Annotated in this window: 20 protein-coding genes; 13 read left to right on the top strand and 7 right to left on the bottom strand. The window is 53.5% G+C overall.

Annotation, left to right across the window (positions count from 1 at the left end; genetic code table 11):
* Positions 1-84 precede the first annotated feature (84 nt).
* From NST44_RS01640 to NST44_RS01630, 3 genes are all read right to left on the bottom strand, one after another.
* A complete protein-coding gene (locus tag NST44_RS01640) occupies positions 85-603 on the bottom strand; it encodes a DinB family protein (protein WP_340897482.1) in 519 nt (172 codons plus the stop codon).
* 132 nt (positions 604-735) lie between these two features.
* On the bottom strand, positions 736-1,341 hold the full coding sequence (locus tag NST44_RS01635) for a class I SAM-dependent methyltransferase (RefSeq protein WP_340897480.1): 606 nt from the start codon (positions 1,339-1,341) through the stop codon (positions 736-738).
* Positions 1,334-2,749 carry an NAD-dependent malic enzyme gene (locus NST44_RS01630; protein WP_007132475.1) on the bottom strand — a complete coding sequence of 472 codons (1,416 nt, stop codon included), beginning with the start codon at positions 2,747-2,749 and terminating at the stop codon, positions 1,334-1,336. Before NST44_RS01630 ends, NST44_RS01635 begins: the two co-directional genes overlap by 8 nt.
* A gap of 208 nt (positions 2,750-2,957) precedes the next feature.
* On the opposite strand from NST44_RS01630, the gene NST44_RS01625 reads away from it, so the two are divergent.
* Both NST44_RS01625 and NST44_RS01620 read left to right on the top strand, forming a co-directional pair.
* Complete coding sequence (locus NST44_RS01625) at positions 2,958-3,257, top strand: hypothetical protein (RefSeq protein ID WP_007132474.1); 300 nt, start codon at positions 2,958-2,960, stop codon at positions 3,255-3,257.
* Between the two features lie 447 nt (positions 3,258-3,704).
* On the top strand, positions 3,705-4,742 hold the full coding sequence (locus NST44_RS01620; protein WP_007132473.1) for a lytic polysaccharide monooxygenase: 1,038 nt from the start codon (positions 3,705-3,707) through the stop codon (positions 4,740-4,742).
* A 284-nt stretch (positions 4,743-5,026) separates the two neighbouring features.
* Here the strand turns inward: NST44_RS01620 and NST44_RS01615 are convergent, their stop codons facing one another.
* Positions 5,027-5,788: a DeoR/GlpR family DNA-binding transcription regulator gene (locus tag NST44_RS01615; protein WP_340897478.1), complete on the bottom strand. Its 762-nt coding sequence runs from the start codon at positions 5,786-5,788 to the stop codon at positions 5,027-5,029.
* A gap of 356 nt (positions 5,789-6,144) precedes the next feature.
* On the opposite strand from NST44_RS01615, the gene NST44_RS01610 reads away from it, so the two are divergent.
* The 6 genes from NST44_RS01610 (at position 6,145) to NST44_RS01585 (ending at position 12,411) form a co-directional block, all read left to right on the top strand.
* The gene (locus NST44_RS01610; protein WP_028407394.1) at positions 6,145-7,200 is read left to right on the top strand and encodes an ABC transporter ATP-binding protein; all 1,056 of its coding nucleotides are present in this window, start codon (positions 6,145-6,147) and stop codon (positions 7,198-7,200) included.
* Complete coding sequence (locus tag NST44_RS01605; RefSeq protein ID WP_007132470.1) at positions 7,193-8,071, top strand: carbohydrate ABC transporter permease; 879 nt, start codon at positions 7,193-7,195, stop codon at positions 8,069-8,071. Before NST44_RS01610 ends, NST44_RS01605 begins: the two co-directional genes overlap by 8 nt.
* A gap of 127 nt (positions 8,072-8,198) precedes the next feature.
* Complete coding sequence (locus NST44_RS01600) at positions 8,199-8,939, top strand: carbohydrate ABC transporter permease (RefSeq protein WP_232239462.1); 741 nt, start codon at positions 8,199-8,201, stop codon at positions 8,937-8,939.
* 96 nt (positions 8,940-9,035) lie between these two features.
* Positions 9,036-10,379 carry an ABC transporter substrate-binding protein gene (locus NST44_RS01595; RefSeq protein WP_340897475.1) on the top strand — a complete coding sequence of 448 codons (1,344 nt, stop codon included), beginning with the start codon at positions 9,036-9,038 and terminating at the stop codon, positions 10,377-10,379.
* Positions 10,380-10,414: 35 nt separating this feature from the next.
* Complete coding sequence (locus tag NST44_RS01590) at positions 10,415-11,179, top strand: glycerophosphodiester phosphodiesterase family protein (protein ID WP_340897473.1); 765 nt, start codon at positions 10,415-10,417, stop codon at positions 11,177-11,179.
* The gene (locus NST44_RS01585; RefSeq protein WP_340901401.1) at positions 11,179-12,411 is read left to right on the top strand and encodes a sn-glycerol-1-phosphate dehydrogenase; all 1,233 of its coding nucleotides are present in this window, start codon (positions 11,179-11,181) and stop codon (positions 12,409-12,411) included. Before NST44_RS01590 ends, NST44_RS01585 begins: the two co-directional genes overlap by 1 nt.
* A 181-nt stretch (positions 12,412-12,592) precedes the next feature.
* Here NST44_RS01585 and NST44_RS01580 read toward each other — a convergent pair whose 3' ends face one another.
* From NST44_RS01580 to NST44_RS01570, 3 genes are all read right to left on the bottom strand, one after another.
* Complete coding sequence (locus tag NST44_RS01580) at positions 12,593-13,003, bottom strand: VOC family protein (RefSeq protein WP_340897472.1); 411 nt, start codon at positions 13,001-13,003, stop codon at positions 12,593-12,595.
* A 74-nt stretch (positions 13,004-13,077) separates the two neighbouring features.
* Positions 13,078-13,590: a sigma factor-like helix-turn-helix DNA-binding protein gene (locus NST44_RS01575; RefSeq protein ID WP_232239457.1), complete on the bottom strand. Its 513-nt coding sequence runs from the start codon at positions 13,588-13,590 to the stop codon at positions 13,078-13,080.
* Positions 13,515-13,829 (bottom strand): sigma factor, encoded by a 315-nt coding sequence (locus NST44_RS01570; RefSeq protein ID WP_232239458.1) that lies wholly within the window; start codon positions 13,827-13,829, stop codon positions 13,515-13,517. The genes NST44_RS01575 and NST44_RS01570 overlap by 76 nt, the downstream gene beginning before the upstream one ends.
* Positions 13,830-14,217: 388 nt before the next feature.
* On the opposite strand from NST44_RS01570, the gene NST44_RS01565 reads away from it, so the two are divergent.
* From NST44_RS01565 to NST44_RS01545, 5 genes are all read left to right on the top strand, one after another.
* On the top strand, positions 14,218-16,182 hold the full coding sequence (locus NST44_RS01565) for a methyl-accepting chemotaxis protein (RefSeq protein ID WP_340897466.1): 1,965 nt from the start codon (positions 14,218-14,220) through the stop codon (positions 16,180-16,182).
* Positions 16,183-16,423: 241 nt separating this feature from the next.
* Positions 16,424-17,284 (top strand): transporter substrate-binding domain-containing protein, encoded by an 861-nt coding sequence (locus NST44_RS01560; protein WP_007132462.1) that lies wholly within the window; start codon positions 16,424-16,426, stop codon positions 17,282-17,284.
* Between the two features lie 219 nt (positions 17,285-17,503).
* Positions 17,504-18,730: an ABC transporter substrate-binding protein gene (locus tag NST44_RS01555; RefSeq protein WP_028407399.1), complete on the top strand. Its 1,227-nt coding sequence runs from the start codon at positions 17,504-17,506 to the stop codon at positions 18,728-18,730.
* A gap of 62 nt (positions 18,731-18,792) precedes the next feature.
* Entirely contained in the window at positions 18,793-19,659 is an 867-nt protein-coding gene (locus NST44_RS01550; protein WP_028407400.1) for a carbohydrate ABC transporter permease, read from the top strand.
* Complete coding sequence (locus NST44_RS01545; RefSeq protein ID WP_028407401.1) at positions 19,659-20,477, top strand: carbohydrate ABC transporter permease; 819 nt, start codon at positions 19,659-19,661, stop codon at positions 20,475-20,477. Before NST44_RS01550 ends, NST44_RS01545 begins: the two co-directional genes overlap by 1 nt.
* The last annotated feature ends 15 nt before the right edge of the window (positions 20,478-20,492 follow it).

Here is a 20,492-nt window from a genome sequence, read left to right as displayed (position 1 = left end):
TATCAGGATGATCTCGACATTTATATGAAAAAGGGCATCCGGCACCGGAACGTTGGCGATTCCAGTGCCGATGCCCTTTTTCATTCATGACCTTAAATATTTATCGCGAATCAAATTCATATGGTGAATTTCGTGACCGGCAATGATATAAGCGGCGGCTCGGGCGGAGAGGGGGTAGTTGTTAAAGCTGCCTTGCGCAAGCATCCCTTTCTCCGTCAGACTTCCCACGAGCGTTAAGGTCGACATCCTGACCGCGGAGTAATCACGCAGCACTTCCTTCAGCGGCAGGCTGGCAAAGGGTGAGTTTTGAACGAATGCCTCCCGGTCATAGCCGGAAAATTCCCGGGCGTCCCCGCGGGCTATATGAAGCAGACGATAACTCCATAGACGCTCCCCATCCGCGATGTGGCCCATCACCTGCTTCAAGCTCCATTTTCCCTCGGCATACCGGTACTCTGCTTGCTCCTCCGTTAGATCGCTCAGCGTCTTTAATGTATCGTCATGCAGCTCGTGCAGCACATCCACTATGTTTCCGTCAGGCACCAGGCTGATGTACTTCTCAGCCAAAGGCAAATATTCTGTTGGATCCGGTCTTGTATTCATAACGATCCCCCCGATTTAAGAATTTACTGTCTCATACACAGACTCATATGCAGATAGAGCCGCCAGAATGATGATTCGTTAGGAAGGCTTAGATGTTGTGCTCAATCAAGCGCCTGAATGATCAGTACGCCATTAGGTTGCTTGCGCCCAGATCAAGTGGACGATGCCGTTCCAATAGCGTTCGGATCGAAGCACCTTCAGCGGTGAGTCCTTCACGATGCGAAGGATATCGCGGTTGAAGTGACAGCCGGATATCCGCCGGGCTGCAGGATTGGCCAGATGCTGGGCGAGGCCGATAAGCCGGTTGGCGCTGACCCCATGCTCCAGCAGATAGACGCGGCCGCCGGGTTTGGCCCAGCGGTTCATTCGGCGCAATGCTTCCAAGGGATCCTCGTAGCCGCATAGCGACAGCGTGGACACCACGCAGTCAAAAGACCGCTCCGGAAGCTCCAGCGTCTCGATATCATGCTCAAGAAAAGCCGCCTGAATGCCAAGCTCCACCGCAAATTGCCGCGCGCGGCTCAGCATTTCCGTCGAGAAGTCGACCGCGGTCAACTCGACCTTGTCCCGCTGATAGAACGGAAGGTTCGCACCGGCGCCGACGGCGACCTCAAGCACTTGTCCTGAGACGTCCTGAAGCAGCCGCTGCCGCCATCTCCCGATATAACGCTGCCTGGAGTTTCTTTCGTACATGGCGGCTTGCTTGTTGAACTTCCGGATCAGCGCCCCTTTATTCACGCGGAATTCTCCGTGCTACGCCGGTTTTGATCGCAGCCTTTACAACAAGCTCACGGATAGCCTTTACGACGTTTTGATTGAATACGCTCGGAATAATGTAGGAAGGGTTCCGTTCATCATCCGGTACAGCCGACGCGATAGCCTCCGCTGCTGCAAGCTTCATTTCCTCGTTAATCGTGGTCGCTCTGCAGTCGAGCGCCGCGCGGAAAATTCCCGGAAAGCAGAGCACGTTGTTGATTTGGTTCGGATAATCCGAGCGTCCGGTAGCGATGACGCCAACGATGTCTTCCACCTCTTCGGGCCGGATCTCCGGCGTTGGATTGGCCATGGCGAAGACGATCGGGTCGTCGGCCATCGCCAGTACGTCCTCGCGGCGGAGCAGGCCGCCTGCAGACAATCCGATGAACACGTCGGCACCGCGAATGACTTCCTGCAGCGAGCCTTGCACCTTGTCCGGATTCGTATGCTCCGCATACCACTGCCACATCGAATTGTTGTAATTGCCACCGGCAACTAATGCCCCTTCGCGGTCGACGCCGATGAGATTTTTGACTCCGGCCGAGAGGAGAATTTTACTGCAAGCGACCCCGGCGGCACCGATTCCGCAGACGACCACCTTGATCTGATCAATCGATTTTCCGACGATTTTCAAGGCATTGATGAGCGCCGCATATAATACGACGGCTGTGCCGTGCTGATCGTCATGGAACACGGGGATATCGAGCTCATCCCGCAGCCGCTGCTCGATTTCAAAACAGCGCGGAGACGAAATGTCCTCCAGATTGATGCCCCCGAAGGCAGGTGCCAATGCTTTGATGCAGGAGATGATCTCCTCGGTATCCTGGGTGTCCAGACAGATCGGGAACGAATCCACGCCCGCCAGCTGCTTGAACAGCATGGACTTGCCTTCCATGACCGGCATCGCTGCATAAGGACCGATATTGCCGAGTCCCAATACAGCGCTTCCATCGGAAATGACGGCGACCGTGTTTCTTTTGATTGTCAGGGTATAGGCCTTCTTGGGGTCTTCCTGTATGGCTGCGCAGACACGGGCGACATCTGGCGTATAGACTCGGGAGAGATCATCGCGGTTCTGGATTGGAACTTTGGGCTGTGTCTCGATCTTGCCGCCGAGATGCATAAGGAACGTGCGGTCGGATACGTTGACGAGTTTAACGCCCTTCAAATTTTTGACGGTATGCGTGATCTTGCCGATGTCGACGCTGTCAGTAACCGTAATCGTAATATCGCGGACGGTGATATGGCCGCTGGACTGGATGACGTCGATGGCCACCATATCTCCCCCGGCTTCGAAAATTGCGGATGCAACCTGGCCGAATTTGATGTCCTGCGTGTTCATTTCCAGTCTGAGAATAATGCTCTTTCCTCCGAGTCCGTTTTTTTCCATTGCTACCTCCATGTGTGTTTAATCATTGACATGATTGTTAGTGGGTGTAACGGTGTATAATGTTAACAATAAGATCTTTCGCTAAACGCTGGTCAATTTCCTGTTTCCCGGATCGAACAATCCCGGATCCGCATAAAGAAATTAATGGCAGGGAGCAGCGTATACGGGGATTGGATCCAAATCATTATACGGTGAAGGAGAGAAGACGATGAATGCCCGAATCGAGGAACTCGAGAAACGCCTGGAGAGCAAGCACCATAAAGACCTGTTTCTTCAAATGAAGCATACGCTTCAGGCCGTGGACGATCTGGCTGAAGAGCACCGAAGGTACCAAGCGGTTCAAGCGCTCAGCGGGGTACGGATCGTCGGCTCCGAAGAGAGTGTCTATTTTGATACCCTTAACCAGGTGAAGGAGCTGATCGTGCACACGCTGGAGATGACGATCGAAGACCTGGAGCACAAAGGGGATAAGCGGTACGAGAAGAACTTCAAGGATGGCGTTGAGTGATCTCCTGAAGACGGCCGGCTCGCTTTCGGCACGGCAAGCGTACAAGAGAACTGTTTCATAAGTAGATTTTTCTACTATGGGCAGTTCTTTTTTTGATTTATACCGTGAAAAACGGAAGCCGGGATCGCGCGCACTTGCTTGCTAACCTGTCAGCTGTTGTCGTGGACGAGCTAAGTTTGTCTAATGTGGGATACAATATTATCCAATTCCCATTGGATTGTGTAAAAAATCGTTGTTTTCTATTATGGGATACCGGAAGCAGATCCATTAAAATGATGATAGGGATGGTAAAGCTTGGACATTATAATGATTCTTCCAAGCTTGACAGAACTTAGGTGACGGCTCTGGGCTCGGAGCTACGGACAAAGGAGGGGTGCCAAGGAAGAGGTAAACGACAATCGCTTGCGGCAGTTGTTTGAATTTTACAATTAAAAGGAGGAACATTGTATGACATTAAGTTTGCCGAACAAATCTTGGCTCAAGCATGTAATCATTGCAGGCTCCACGATGCTGTTGATGGCTTTATTCATGGTTTTATTTGCGGATAAGGCGTTTGCCCACGGATATGTTGAATCCCCGGCGAGCCGCGCGCTTCTGTGTAAGCAAGGGGTTAACTCCGATTGCGGCGCGATCGTTTACGAGCCGCAGAGCTTGGAAGCTCCTAAAGGCTGGCCGGCAGCAGGTCCTGCCGACGGCAAGATTGCAAGTGCAGGCGGCGCATTCCCTAAGCTTGACGAGCAGTCCGCTACACGCTGGAGCAAAGTCAGCATTTCCCCAGGAACGACGACGTTCAAATGGCATTTGACAGCTCCGCATGCGTCGGCAAGCTGGAAGTACTACATTACGAAGGACGGCTGGGATCAAAATGCTCCACTGAGCAGAGCTTCCTTCGACCTGACGCCGTTCTGCTCGATTAACTACGGAGGCGTAAAACCGCCAACCGATTACACATCAACCTGTAACGTTCCGGCAAAATCCGGATATCACGTCATTCTGGCTGTATGGGAAGTAGCTGATACGGCGAATGCATTCTACAACGTCATCGATGTCGACTTTGGCGGCGGTAACGGTAACCCGAATCCGAGCGTACCAGCTCCGACAGGTCTGACCTCTCCATCCCAAACGAGCAGCAGCGTTTCCCTGGCTTGGACAGCTTCCACTGGAGCTTCCAGCTACGAGGTTTATCGTAATGGAACACTTGTGGGTACATCCGCAACAACCTCTTATAATGATACGGGCCTGACGGCTGGAACGTCCTACACGTACACCGTGGTCGCTGTCAGCAGCAACGGTAGCAAATCCGCGGCATCTGCACCGCTCTCGGTGTCGACATCCGGCAGCTCCGCGACCTACCCTGCTTGGAGCGCAAGCACCGTGTATCTGGGCGGCGACAAGGTTTCGTACAACGGGAAGAACTATGAAGCAAGATGGTGGACGCTTGGTGAGACTCCGGGATCTGCCGAAGTGTGGAAGCTTCTCCCATAAGCATTTCCTTCGATTATCAAGGATTCTCTAATGTGAATGAATAATGAACTGTCCTTAAGTAGATTTCTCTACTGCGGGACAGTCTTTTTTTATGGATTGTGATGAAAAGCGAAAGCGTTAGGACTCCCTAGCGTTCCATCTTCGATGGGAGGAACGATTCATACATAACACATTTCGGGACGTTCCATGCGACAATAATGAAACAAGAAGGGGCCTCCCGCAGGGTCCCTTCTTGTATTTTCATCGAGCAGTCAAGATAGGCCGTTGCCTTAAGTCTAATCCCCTTACGCCCGGTACACCGTGATGCCCCGTTCCTGGAACGGCCGAATATCGGCATCGGACGCTTCGGTTCCCGTGACGAGGGTGTGAATTGCGCTGTTTGGGGCTACGGTATGCAGAGACAGCTTTCCGATCTTGGAATGGTCGGTAACAACGACGATTTCGCCTGCGGCGCGGATCATGCCCTGTTTGGCAGGAACAAGCAGCGCTTCCGGGTGCATCAGCCCATGCTGCGGGTGCAAGGCAGGCGTTCCGATGAAGGCCTTTTCCACATGCAGCGAACCAAGCACGTGATCGGTAAACATGCCGTTCAGCATATAGCTGGAGGGGTACAGCTCCCCGCCGGTCAGAATGACCTTAATGCCGGGAGCATCCCGCAGCTCAACGGCTACGTTCATATCGTTGGTTATAACGGTAATGTCGGACCGATGAATCAAATGGGTAGCAATATGCAGCGTTGTTGTACCTGAATCGATAATGATATTCTCCCCGTCTTCGACAAGGGAGGCCGCCAGCTGGCCAATTCGGATTTTCTCCTCACGGTGAACGTGGGCACGTTCATTAAAGGACGGCTCGTTCCGCGTCCACTGCTCCATGATGACCCCGCCATGAGTGCGCTTCAGGGCGCCTTCCTGTTCAATCTCCGCCAGGTCCCGGCGGATGGTTGCGGTATGAACGCCGAATTCCTGCGCAAGCTGGGCGACCGTAGCCGTTCGATATTGCCTTACATAATCAATGATTCTTCGCTTTCTTTCATGTGCCAGCAACCAATCATATCTCCCTTCCTGAATCGAGCATAGGCTCACGGCATTTTTATATACAATGCGCATTATTGCTCTTTTATGCTCACCGTTTTAGTCCCCTCTCATTGTACCCTTCTAACGTTAAGCCAATGTTAAAACTGCAGGAGCCGCGCGAATTTACACAAACCGAACCCCAAGCTAACACTCTCCTAATAAAGCGGATCTACAATCAATTTGAATAAAAATGAACAAAAATGATCATTATCTGCTCATTTTATGCGTACAAATAAGCAGGGATTGAAAGGGATTTCATGCATGATGCTTTGTTCATTACGCTGTACAGCATGATCAGATTATTACACAGGTGAGGGGGATCGCATTTGGCATCCATTGAATTCGTGAAGGTAAGCAAATACTTCGACCGTCAGCCCGTCATACAGGATCTGGATCTCAAAATCGAAGACGGCACGTTCACCGTCCTCGTCGGCCCGTCCGGCTGCGGAAAGACCACGCTGCTGCGCATGATTGCAGGGATTGATCCGCAAACCTCCGGAACCGTGCTCATCGATGGCAAGGACGTGACGCGCATTGCTCCAGGCAAACGCGGAGTGGCGATGGTGTTCCAGAATTATGCCATTTACCCGACGATGTCGGTCCGGGAGAACATTGAGTTCGGGCTGGTCAATAACAAGGTACCGAAGGCGGAACGGACCCGGCTTGTCGAGACGATCGGAGAAACGGTCGGCCTCGCCGATTACCTGGACCGAAAGCCTTCCACGCTGTCCGGGGGACAGCGCCAGCGGGTCGCGCTTGCACGGGCGATGGTAAAGAATCCGTCCGTCTTTCTTATGGACGAACCGCTGTCGAATCTGGATGCGAAGCTGAGAGTGCAGATGCGCATCGAGCTGATCGAGCTGCACAAGAAGCTGGGCACCACCTTTGTCTATGTGACGCATGATCAGGTAGAAGCGATGTCTATGGCCGATACGATCGTGCTGATGAATAAGGGAGTCATTCAGCAGGAAGCGCCGCCGGAAGTGGTGTACCGGAAGCCGAGCAATCTGTTCGCCGCCCAGTTCATCGGCGTGCCGCCGATGAATATCGCTCCGCTCGGCGAAGACCGGAGCACATTCGGCTTCCGTCCGGAGAATGCCGTCCTTGCCGCCGAGCCGGGATCGTTCCATTTTTCTGCCAAAGGGGAGATTGCCACGCGCGAAATGCTTGGCTCCGAGACGATCTACCAGGTGAAGACGGGGGATGGGCGGTCCTTTATGGTGAAGTGCCCGGACGATATATTCCATGTCGATCAGGAGGTATACCTTGGCGTGCCGGCCGATAAGCTGTTCTTCTTCGGGGCGGATGGCAACCGCATTGAGGAGCGGGACGCGCGCTACCTGGATTTCCTGGAGCGGCTGCGGGGGCAAAGTCATGGATAAGAAGCGGATTTGGGAAGGATTTCGTCCATACGTTCTCATCGCGCCGGCGATGGCGGGCATCTTCCTGTTCGTCATGTATCCGGTGGGCTACCTGATTTATTTGAGCCTCTTCAAATACAATCTGCTCAACAAAGACAAGAGCCGATTCGTCGGATTGGATAATTTCACGCAGATCCTGGGGCGGGGCGATTTCTATAAGGCGCTGTGGAATACCACGATCTACACCGCCGGCGTCGTGGTGCTGACCATGCTGCTGTCGCTGCTGTTCGCCGTATGGCTGAACAAGAAAGGACGATTCAATTCCATCGTGCAGGCCGGAATTTTTACGCCCCATGTGGTCTCGATCGTTTCGATCTCGCTCGTGTGGCTGTGGCTGATGGAGCCGAATCAAGGACTGCTCAATTATGTCCTCAAACTGGTCGGGCTCCCGCCTTCGGATTGGCTGCAAAGCTCCAAGACCGCCCTGATGTCGATCATCATCGTGTCCGTATGGCAGGCCATCGGCTACTATACGCTCATTATCGTGGCGGCTCTTCAAAGCATATCGCCCAGCATCTATGAAGCGGCTGCGCTGGATAACGCAAGCAAGTTCAAGGTGTTCTACAAAATCACGCTGCCCATGATTTCGCCGCAGCTGTTCTTCATCCTGATTATTATGACCATCGGCTCGTTCAAGGTGTTCGATACCGTTCAGGTCATGACGGGCGGGGGGCCCAACAATGCCACTACGACACTGGTGTACTACATCTACGGCTTCCGTACGACCAATATCGGGTATGCGTCTGCCACGGGCGTGCTGCTGATGGCCGTTATCGGGCTTCTTACCTTCGTTTATTTCCGGCTGCTGGCCAAGAAGGTCCATTATCAATAATCCCCGCCGCGTTAAGGCAGAAAGGAGGAAGAGCTTGAAGACCCTGGAATGGAAGAGCATCGGGCAAGCACTGAGCATCGTGCTGAAGGCCGCCGTACTGATCCTGTTCATTTTTCCGTTTCTGTGGATGATCTCCACGTCGCTGCAGACGCTTCGCGAGACGATGGCGTTTCCCCCGACATGGATCCCTGCTTCGCCGCAGTGGGGCAACTTCGTCGAGGCGATGAATGCCGGGCCGTTTCTGACGTATTTCAAAAACTCCGTCGTCGTGACAGGCTCCATCATTATTTTGCAATTCCTTGTCATGATCCCGGCGGCTTATGCGTTCGCCAAGTATAAATTCCCGGGGAAAACGGTCCTGTTCGGCATGATTCTGCTGGCGTTCATGATTCCCGGCCAGGTCACATTCATTCCCGTCTACCTCATGATGGCGGAATGGGGGCTTGTGAAGACGCTGCTGCCGCAAATCATCCCGTTCGTCTCGAATGCCTTCGGCATTTTCCTGCTGCGGCAGTATTTCATGCAGATTCCGGAGGAAATCATCGAGGCGGCCCGGCTGGATAATGCCAGCGAGTTCAACATTATGCGGAAAATCATGATCCCGATGTCGGGGCCCGCACTCGCAACCATTGCGCTGTTCAGCTTCGTCAGTCATTGGAACGATTATTTCTGGCCGCTCGTCATGACCGATTCGGCCGCGGTTCGGCCTTTGACGCTCGGGATCGCGATGCTGCGGGAAACCGAGGGCATCAGCAACTGGCATATCATCATGGCCGGCAACGTGATGCTGGTCGTACCGATCCTGCTGGTGTATCTATTCTGCTCGAAGCATATCGTGAAGGCGTTCGTGTATTCAGGAATTAAATAAAACACTTCGTAAATCAAAAGGCGACTTTTTGAACAATCTCTTAAATCTGACAGGAAACTACATGCAATTATCGAAACATAATGGAGGAATGAAAAAATGAAATCCAAGTGGTTTACGCTGTTGTCCATCATGGTGCTGTTCAGTTTGCTGGCTGCGTGCGGCGGGGGAGGGGGCACGGCGAATACCGGCAATACCGGTGGTAGCGGCAGTACCGGCGAGAGCCCGGGAAACGGCGCTGCGGAATCCCCGACACGCGGCGAAGGAGTTACGACCGTTCAATTTTGGCATTCGCTGGGCGGCAAGAACGGGGAGTATATGGATGCGCTCATCCAACGCTTCAATGAATCGCATGAAGATATTGAGGTTGTCGGCACCTTCCAGGGAGGCTATGACGAGACGGTAACCAAGCTGCAGCAGGCCATTGCGTCGGGCACGGGCCCGGACGTGAGCATGCTGGAGCGGGCTTACGTGCAGATGTTTGCCGATGCTGAGGTTTTGGAGGATCTGACCCCGTATCTGGAGCAGTCCGGGATCAGCGCCGATGACTTTACGCCGGGGCTGATGGGCCACTCGTACTTCAACGACAAGCTTGTCTCGCTGCCTCTGAATCGGTCCACTCCGATTTTGCATGTGAATAAGACATTGCTTGATGAGCTTGGGCTCTCCGTTCCGGCAACATGGGAGGAGATGAAGGAGGTCGCGAACGCGCTTGTTGTAAAGGAAGGAAACGAGTTTAAGCGGTATGGGGTCAGCATGCCTTATGACACCTGGTACCCGATCGCGATGATTTCGCAGGCCGGCGGGACCTTCTTCAATGAAGATAATACTTCGGTCGGCTTTGCCGATAACGGAGCTGGAGAGAAGGTGTTCTCTTACCTGAAGGACCTGCAGAGCACAGGCGCGCTTTATTATCCGCCGGCCCAGGATTCCGGGAATATTGTGAACAGCATGTTCGTGGAGGGCAAGGTCGGGATGATCTTTCAATCCACAGGCTCGATCGGCGGTCTGGCCAGCACGGTGGATTTCGATTATGTGACGGCTTTCCTGCCGAAGGATGAAGTGCATGCCAATCCGACGGGAGGGGCGAATGTCACGATGCTGTCTTCCTCCAAGAATAAGGACGCCGCGTGGGAGTTTATCCGCTGGATGGAGATGGAGGAGGAAGGCGGACTCGAGTTTATTTTGCAATCAGGGTATTTGCCGTTTACGAAGCAGATGGTGGAATCGGAAAAGATGCAGGAGCTGTGGGCGAAGGAGCCGAACCGCAAGGTTGCTTACGATCAGCTGGAGTTTGCCGTCGATACGAACAAGGATGTAGCATGGCCTGAAATTATGCATGAGTTTTTCTCGGCGATCGAAGCGATCATGTACGACAGTAAGGATATCCCGTCCACGTTGGACACGTTCAAGAAAGAAACGGAGCGGATTTTGGCTCAGTAATCGATAACAACAGGAAAAAAGGAGTGGCAGGACTTATGATCGAACGACTGCAGGAACAAGCCGGCATCATGGTGGCCGCACACCGCGGCTACAAAGCGGCCTATCCGGAAAATACGCTGGCGGCATTTCGCGAAGCGCTGGAGCTCGGCGTCGACATGCTGGAATTCGACCTCCGGCTGTCCAAGGACCGCCAGGTCGTCGTCATTCATGACGCAACCGTCGACCGGACGACCAATGGTACCGGCAAGGTAAGCGACTTTACGCTGGAGGAGCTGAAGGCGCTGGATGCGGGCGGCTGGTTCGGGCAGGCGTTCAAGGGCCACGTCATACCGACCTTGGAGGAGCTGTGCGAGCTGCTGGCGGAATATCCCGAGGTGCTGTGCAACGTGGAGATTAAGCCGAGTCCGGATGCTAAGGAAGCTGCGGATCTGACGATCGCGATATTAGGCCGGCACGGATACCTGGAGCGCTGCGTGTTTACCTGTTTTGATGCTGAGGTGCTTACTTATATACACGATGCTTACGGAATGAAGACCCAAGGCTTTCCCGGAGAGAAAATGTCGCATTTCGTCCCTGGCGAAGACGGCACATATGCAAAAATGTGGGCGATCGGCATTGAGATGTCGCTCTTGTCTCCGGCGATCGTCGCGCGGTTTCAGGAGCAAGGGCTGCTCGTCTGGAGCTACTGCCCGGACGATGAGGAAGGGGTCCGAGCTTCGCTGGAATGTGGCGTAACCGGCATGACCTGCAACGATCCGCTTCCGGCGCTTGCGCTAACCCGAAAGAAGGGTGACCAATGATGAGCTCTTTGTTATCAAACATTAGGAAGCAGACGGCAGATTTGCCGGCGCAGCATCTCGCCAATCTCGATGAAGTCGAGACGATCCGGATAGAATCCGGGGCTTTGTCCGGCGTTGCCGGTTTCTTGGAGCAGAAAGGCTGGACCTCGGTCGTCTTGGTCGCGGATCGCAATACGTACGAGAAGGCCGGCAAATCATTGGAGAAGCTCCTCGTCCGTGCATCGCTTCAGGTGCAGGTAACGCTGCTTCGCCCTGATGCCAAAGATGATGTCATTGCCGATGAAGCCTCGCTGATCCAGGTTATTCTGGATATTCAGCAGAGCCGAGCGGGCGCCGTGCTTGCGGTGGGCGGCGGAACGATTCACGATATTAGCCGGTATGCGGCCTATACAGCCGGCCTTCCGTTCGTCTCGGTGCCGACGGCGGCATCCGTGGACGGCTTTACGTCCAAGGGAGCGCCGATTATCGTGCGGGGGGAAAAAAGGACGATCCCCGCCATCGGACCAAGCGCGATTTTTGCCGATGTCGACATTCTCATGCAGGCCCCCGCACCGCTCACCGCTGCCGGGTTCGGGGATATGCTGGGGAAATACACCTCGCTCTTCGACTGGAGATTCGGCAGCCTGATCGCTGATGAGCCTTACCTGGACCGATCCGCGGACATCACGGCGGCGGCACTCCGCAAATGCGTGGATGCGGCGGGAATGATCGCGGGACGGACCGAGGAGGGAATCCGGATCTTGATGGAGGCGCTGATCGAGTCCGGCCTGGCGATGCTGCTGTTCGGTCAGTCGCATCCCGCATCGGGCTCGGAGCATCATCTGTCCCATTATTGGGAGATGGAGTTTATCCGGCTCGGCAAGAAACAGCTGCTCCACGGAGCCAAGGTGGGCGCAGCCTGCATTGAAATCTCGCGTCTGTACCATGCGATAAAGGAAGAAGGGCTTGAAATCCGCGCAGGGCGTTTCGGGGAAACGGGAACGAAAGCGGAGCAGGAAGCGGACCGCATCCGTCATCGGGTATCCGAGCACTGGAGCGACATCCGGCTGCTTCTGGAACAAATCCCGAGTCCGGCCGAGCTTAGTGAGCTGATGCGTTCGGTCGGCGGCCCGGCATCGGTGTCGGAGCTTCCGATATCCGGCGAGCTGCTCCAGCGGAGTCTTCGCGAAGCGCATCACGTTCGATCGAGCAGGAAGACCTTGCTTCATATCTATAACGAATATGTCCGATAAGTCGAAACTGCTGCGGGCTTATGCCTTAGGGGCGCCTGCCTGTCTTTCTGACGCCTTGTCTTCAATAGCTTGACGGAGGTCACCTGATGGTCAGCCAACCGTCACAAAAAAGCTGTTCCCTTAGCGAACGAATCGCTGTGGTGAACAGCTTTTTTTGTCGTGAAGAGGCTTAACTCATTGCCTACTCCGGCCGTTCTTCGTCAGATGATGGCCAGCCGCCCCACAGACTAACGTGATTGCCGTCCGGATCGGTGAAGCTGAAGCTGTAGCCGCCGTCCTCAATATACCTCATTTCGCTGACGGCCACCCCGCTATTCTGCAGATGCCGGTACACCTCCTGGATCTCATCGACCTGAAGCTGGACGATGGACTGCAGCTTGCCCTGCGAATCGGTAAATTGAAGTCTCGGGATGTCCTCGGTCTGTACGAGGCCAAATCCGACATCGCCGATGCACAGCCAAGCGGCGGGATCTCCAGGGGTATAGGGGAAAGACAGCTGTACCCCCAGCAGCTCCTGATACCATTTCAGCGATTTCTCCACGTCTTTGACCGGCCATTGAATTACGGCAACGCGGTGCGGTGTAATTGCCATGGTTTACTTTCACGCTCCTCATATCAATTGGTTAACTTGTTTCTCATCTACGCCTTCCCATAGGTGTGATCACTCTAAGAAACGGAAGACGATGCGGAAAAAGAAACGGGCTCGAAAAAAAATTTTGTCCTAAAGGCAAGCAAATGTCCGTCAGGATCCCAGAACGTAAAGAACAGCGCCTGTCCGGAACGCTGGACCTGGCGCAGCGTGATGCGGTTTGCGCTGATGGACAGGTAGGCATTGGCAATGGCATACGGGTTGGCCGTTTGAAAGCCGTGAATCAGCGCCTCGAACCAAGCCGGTGAGCCGGAAGGCTCCTGCAGCGGAGAAGGCGGAACGGATGCTCCGTTCTCCGCTTGCAGCTTGGCTAACCGTTTGCGGGCCCGTTTCAATGCTTCCTTCACGGCTCCTTCGGTGCTCTCGATAAGCTGAGCCGCCTCTTTGGCCGTAAACAAGAAAATGTCCACCAGAATGACCAGCACCGTCTGCTTGGCAGTAAGCCGGCCGGCGATCAGTTCGATCGTCTCCCGGATAAGGAAACCGTCCTCCTCGTATTCTCTTTCCGGTAAGTCGTCTCCAGGGAGCATGGCCTGACGGCGCTGCTTGCGATAGCTGTCGATCCAGACGCTGCGGGCGACCTGGTATAGGTACGCCTTGGTATCGGGCGATCCTGCGATCGGGATAGCGATCGATGAAGCTTGATCAGGGATTCCTGCAGCAGCTCCTCGGCATCCCAACTAGAGCCCGATGCAAGTTGTAGACAGTAGCGTCGAAAAAGAGGCACAAACGGGGTTATGAGGCTTGAAAATTCGGAATCGAAAGCCATATGTATTCACTCCTAATCATCCTGCCTTTAACATTCCATAAAGCCTGGAATAAGTCCTGCCGAACCTGCCTCAGGTCTATAGATGATGTGATGAATAGACTATATTGGTCCTTTTTTCCTAAATCCACCAAATGCGTTTCGTATGCGAACGAAGAAGTCGAATTTTGTAAAAAGTGAAATGAAGCTCTTAAATTCCTCTCCTAAGCTGCCGATAACAAACTAAGCGGAGTCTTACAGTCCAGCTTATACCAATATTTTTTCGATACCGCTTGTTCGTTTTTGTTTTTGTAGTGAGCGCGCCTTAACACAAAAAGAGAGCATGCGCAAAAATTTTGGACACAGGAATGAGTAGGACCCCGGAACCATTTTTGGGGAGGATTTTAGAGCCATGCTAAAGAGCCTTAAGCAAAAGATGATAACGATGATTTGTTTGATTCTGCTTGTCAGTCTCGGCACTGTCTTCGCGGTAACCTATAACAGCTCATCCAATTTGCTGGGAGACAGTCTGGACAAGGAAGCGCTCTTGAGCGCCGAGAATCTGGCGCTGCAAATCGACGACTTTCTGAACGCGGAAATTGCGAAGATCGAAACCGTCGGCAAGTTCATTACGGGGGACAAAGAGCAGGATTTGAAGTTGATTCAGAAGGCGCAGGAACAGAATGCCGAATTCGAAACCTTCTTCTTCTCCTATGATCTGACAGGAAAGAACGTAATCAACTTCCTTGGAGAGGTTACCGACGTGTCCGACCGGGTTCATTACCAGGAAGCCGGAAAGGGCGAGGGCAAGATTGTCGTGTCGGAGCCTGTGCTGTCCAAGCGGACCGGAAACAACATCGTGACGATGATCATTCCGCTCATGAAGGACGGGAAGCAGTACGGATATATGGGCTCGACGCTTCCGATTAACGAGGTACAGAAGAAAGTATCAGATCAATCCTTTGGCGAAACCGGCTATGCCTTCTTGTTGAGCCGTACCGGAACGTTCATGTGGCATCCGTCCGAGGAGCTTGTCCTGCAAACCAAGGTTCAGGATGTCGATGCGGAACTGACGAAAGCTTATGAAAAGGTGAGCCAAGGCCAGCCGGGAGAATTCCAATATGCACTGGACGGAACGGCATATACGGCAGCCTATGCCCCGTCCCAATTAAATTGGGGCGTATTCGTTACGGCGCCAAGCAAGGAGCTGAACGCTCCGATCTCCAAGCTATCGGTAACGCTCGTTGCCATCTCGGCAGGAGCGCTGCTTGTATCCATCGCTGCAGCATATTGGGTGACGTCGCAGATTGTGCAGCCGATTCGTAAGCTGAATGCGGCCGTGAAGGAAGTGGCCGCAGGGGATTTGACCAAGACGATTCAAGTGAAGGGCAAGGACGAGGTCGCGGTTCTCTCCGGCGATTTCAACCAGACGGTATCCCATCTGAAACATCTGGTCGATGGAGTGAACGATTCATCCAAGCAGGTGCTGACCGTAACCGAGGTTGTCTCAGGCGGAGTCGATACGGCTTTGAACAGCGTCGACCGGATTGGAACGTCCATTCGCCAAATTGCGAGCGGAGCGAACGCCCATGCTGCAAGCTCTTCCGAGATCGCTGTATCGATGAGCGATATGGCGAGCGGCATCGTGAAAATTGCGGAAACTTCATCCATGGTGTCCGAGGCTGCGCAGGAAGCGGCAACGCAGGCGGAGAGCGGCTCTGTCGTCGTTGAGCAGGCCGTGAAGCAGATCGGCAACATCGGCGAGGGGACATCCAAGGTTGGAACCGCCATCGAGCGTTTGAACGAACGTTCTTCGGAAATCGAGCAGATTTTGAGCTTTATTACGGAGGTCACTTCCCGCATCCGCCTGCTGTCGCTCAACGCTTCGATTGAAGCGGCAAGAGCAGGGGAGCATGGCCGAGGCTTTGCAGTCGTCGCTGAAGAAGTGAAGAAGCTGGCAGGGCAATCGGAAGCGTCCACCGATCAAATTGCGAAGCTGATCACCGAGATTCGGGAAGACACGCTGAACGCGGTCGAAGTGATGGACGTCAGCCGTAAGGATGTACAGGAAGGCATCGCGCTTATTGAAGAGGTGCGCGAGAAGTTCGATAACATCCTGTATGCGACCCGGAACGTGGCTGATCATATTCTCGAGGTTTCGGCGGCTTCCGAAGAGATGTCGGCAGGCTCCGAGCAGGTCAGCGCTTCCATTGAAGAGCTGAAATCGATCGCCGACCATACGTCCAGCGATGCGAAGAATGTGGCAGACGCTGTTGAAGAGCAGATCGTGACGATCAAGGAGATTTCAAATTCGGTTAAGCAGCTTGAGAGCGTAGCCGAGGAGCTTAGCAAAGAGCTGGCAAAATTCAAATTGTAGTCTCCCCGAGCTGCTTGAAAGGGGGGATGCCTGTAGGAAAGCGTTAAGAGAGTCAAGCAGCAAACAGGGGTACGAGGCAAAACAGGCAAGCAAGCAGAAGCAGGAATGCAGATGCAAGAATGTAGCAAGTATGCAGATGCAAGTATGCAAGAAAGCAGAAGTTAGGTAGGCAAGCAAGCAGAAGCTAGCTATGCAAGAAAGCAAGAATTACAACAAGAAGAAAACTGGAGGAATTGAAACCATGGCTAAGAATTGGAAAAAGGTATTACTGGCAGGGGTAGTCAGCTTATCCCTCGTAGCAACAGGCTTTGCGGCAAACGAGGTTCTGAGAACACCGGACGTTTCCGCAAAATCCGCTTCATCCCAAGCACCGGGACAGCTTAAGAAACAAGCGGAATCCCAATTGGATGAAATTATTGAAAGAGGCTATATTCGGGTAGGCATGACCGGAGACTACAAGCCGTTTACATATTTGAATCCGGAGACCAAAGAGTACGAAGGCTACGACGTTGACGCGATGAAAGAGCTGGGTAAAGATCTTGGCGTAGACGTTCAGTTCGTGAACACGACTTGGTCCACGATGATGAAGGATCTGCAGAACGATAAATTCGATATCGCCGTAGGCGGAGTTACTCGTAACACAGCTAGACAAAAAACAGCATACGTTTCCCAAGGCTACATCTCCTTCGGTAAAGCGCCTCTGATCCGCGCTGAAGACAAGGACAAATACTTGACGATTGAAGACATCAACAAGCCTTCCGTACGCATTGGCGTGAACCCAGGCGGTACAAACGAAGTGTTCGTGCGCGAGCATCTGAAGAATGCGAACGTAACCGTTGTTCCTAACAACCTGGACATCCCGCATCTGGTTGCGGACGGCACGTATGACGTAATGATCACCGATACGATCGAAGCGATCACTTATGCGAAGGCTGACTCCAGATTGTACGCTGCATTGACGGATAAGCCTTTCACGAACAGCGAGAAGGGCTACATGATTCCTCGCGGCGACTTCGAGTATGCAAGCTACCTGGAAATGTGGATTGATGAAATGAAGCTGCAAGGCAAATTCGACGCAATCCACAAAAAGTGGCTGGAGTAGGATTTAGCCTCACCGATTAGCAACAGGCACCAATATCTGCCGGCAGAACAGGATGAAACTCCTGATCTGCCGGTATTTTTTTGCGTTCGTCCGCTCGATCCGCATGACCGGTCGCGCCCCTAGCGCCGTTTAGCAACCAAGCGATAAGGGTAGTAAATAGACAAGGTATGAAGCAAGCGTACCTGTTACAGCATCAGGAATTGAAATGGAGGGCGGACGATGAAGTTTGGAAAAGGGTTGGCGGCAAGCGTAAGCATCCTGTTGATATGCATGCTCACGGCTTGCGGCGGCAGTGACACATCCGGGCGCGTGCAGATTGAATTTTTCCAGAACAAGCCCGAAGCCAAGGGCTCCTTCGATGCATTGATTCAGAAGTTTAACGAATCCCAATCCGACATTACGGTCGTTCAAGTCAATCCGCCGGATGCGGAGACGGTCCTGAAGACACGGGTCGTTAAGGACGATATTCCCGACATCGTCGGCATGGGGGCAACCGATACATATTCTCTGCTCGCCCAGAGCGGCATTTTCATGGATATGACCGGCAGTCCGCTGCTGAGCCGGATAGACGAAACCTACGTGCAAATGCTGAAGGACGTTTCCGGCATGGAGGAAGTCATCGGCATTCCATATTCCACGAACGCCAACGGCGTGATGTACAACAAGGAGATTTTCAGCAAGCTGGGCCTGTCCGTTCCGCGCACCTGGGACGAGCTGCTGGCCACCGCGCAGAAGGCAAAGGACGGGGGAACGATCCCGTTCTACTTCACATACAAGGACGATTGGCAGACGGTGCTTCCGTTCAACGCCTTGGCCTCCAATCTGGAAGGCATCGAGTTTTATTTGGATCGCAGGGAAGGGAAGGTCACGTTCGCGGACCGGTACCGTGAGATTGCGGAGAAGCAGCTGGAGCTGATGGAGTATGGCCATGGGGACAACTTCGGCAAAAACTACGCCGACGGCAACCGCGCCTTCGCCAGAGGCGAGTCGGCCATGTACATTCAGGGGACTTGGGCGATTTCCGAAATCCGGAAGGCCAATCCCGAGGCGCCGATCGGCTTCTTTCCGCTGCCGACCGGCGACGATCCGGAATCGAACAAGCTGATTTCGGGAGTGGACACCTTGCTGGCGGTCGCCGAAGAATCCAAGCATAAGGAGGAGGCAATGCGGTTTATCGAATTTTTGCTTGAGCCGGAGAACAGCAAGCAGTACATCTCGGAGCAGACGCTGTTCTCAACCGTCCAGGGCGTTACGCAGGACGATCCGGCCGTGGCTGAGCTTTTGCCTTACCTTGAGCGAGGACAAGTGGTCGATTTTGCCGACCACTACATCCCGGCTGCCGTTCAATTGAACTCCATTATCCAGTCCTTTCTTCAAAATCGGGATATTGACGCCTATCTGAAGAAGCTGGATACGGAATGGGACAAGGTTGCGGACAGGCGCTAGACGTTGAGGAACAGACAGCCCTGACCAACGCCATTCCAATGAACAATGAGGAGGATTCAAGCATGAACAAGCGGCTTATGCCTTACTATTTGATGACCGTACCGGCAGTTGTGCTGTTCTTCGTATTTCTGACCCTGCCTGCGCTGCAGGGCGTGTATTATTCCTTCACAAACTGGAACGGATTCGGCGACCATTATGATTTCATTGGAATCAAAAACTACGTGAATCTGTTCAAAGACGGCAATGTCGGCAACGCTTATTGGTTCACGTTCAAGTTCGCGGTCGTGGTCACGATTCTGATCAATATTCTCAGTCTCCTGATCGCCATGGGACTGAACGCAAAGATCAAGGCGAGGAATTTTTTTCGGGGCATCTACTTTCTGCCGAATATTCTCAGCGTCCTGATCGTCGGCTACATTTTCAACTATTTATTCTCGAACGTCTTTACGATATGGGGGCAGAACCTCGGCATTGGCTGGCTCTCGACCAACCTTTTGGGGAGCGAGCAGCACGCCTGGATCGGCATCGTCATCGTGGCAGTGTGGCAGGGCGTCGCCTATAATACGATTTTGTATTTGGCCGGGCTGCAGACGATTCCGGGCACGTTATATGAGGCCTCGAACCTGGACGGCGCGAACCGCTGGCAGGAATTCTGGAAGATCACCTTCCCGCTGATCGCCCCGTTCTTCACGATTAACATGGTGCTGGCGATGAAGAATTCCCTGATGGTGTTCGACCAGATCGTGGCGCTGACAAACGGCGGCCCGGGCCGTGCGACGCAGTCCATCTCGCATCTCATCTATACGGGGGGCTTCGAGGGCGGCGAGTTCGCGTATCAATCCGCCAACTCGGTCATTTACTTTATTCTCATCGCGGCCGTGTCCATTGCGCAAATCCGGTTTTTACAGGGAAGGGAGGCGGAGATGTAATGCGGACAAGAACCAATTGGCCGGTCATGATCCTCATTGCCTTGGGCACCGTGCTGATCCTGTTTCCGTTATACATGACGGTTACGATCGCGCTCAAATCGCCGGAGGATATGCTGACATCGGTGTTCGGCCTGCCGAAGGAGCTTCATTTCGAGAATTTCGCCAATGCGATCGCCATGACAAACTTCTTCAATGCCCTGGGCAACAGCGCCATGGTAACGACCGCAACGGTCGTCCTGACGCTGCTTACGAATTCGCTCGTGGCCTATGCGATTGCGCGTAACATGAACCGGAAGTTCTTCAAGGGGCTCTACTTTTACTTCATCAGCGCGATGTTCATTCCTTTTCCGATCATTATGCTGCCGCTGGTGAAATTGACGGCCGGCTTGAACATGACCAATCTGGTGGGACTGACGATTCTGCACACCGTCTATGCGCTCGCGTTCAACGTGTTTGTCTATGTCGGCTACATCAAGTCTATACCGGTTGCTCTTGAGGAAGCGGCCCGGGTTGACGGGACGTCCACGTGGGGCACCTTCTGGAGGATCATCTTCCCGATTATGGCGCCGATCAATGCAACGGTGGGCATCCTGATCTGCTTGTCCACCTATAACGACTTCCTGCTCCCGCTCATCATCATCAGCGACACGGATTCCTATACGCTGCCGCTGGTGCAGTACATTTTCCAAGGGCAGTTCAATACCGATTTCAATCTGGCCTTCGCCTCGTACCTGATGGCCATGCTGCCGATGATCATCATTTATCTGTTCGCCCAGAAATGGATCATTAACGGCATTACGCAGGGAGCGGTCAAGTAGGCGGGAGATGGGATA

It is taken from the genome of Paenibacillus sp. FSL W8-0919 (assembly GCF_038003785.1).
GTDB classification, from domain to species: domain Bacteria; phylum Bacillota; class Bacilli; order Paenibacillales; family Paenibacillaceae; genus Paenibacillus_AQ; species Paenibacillus_AQ lactis.
This window is presented reverse-complemented; position numbering and strand designations above follow the sequence as displayed.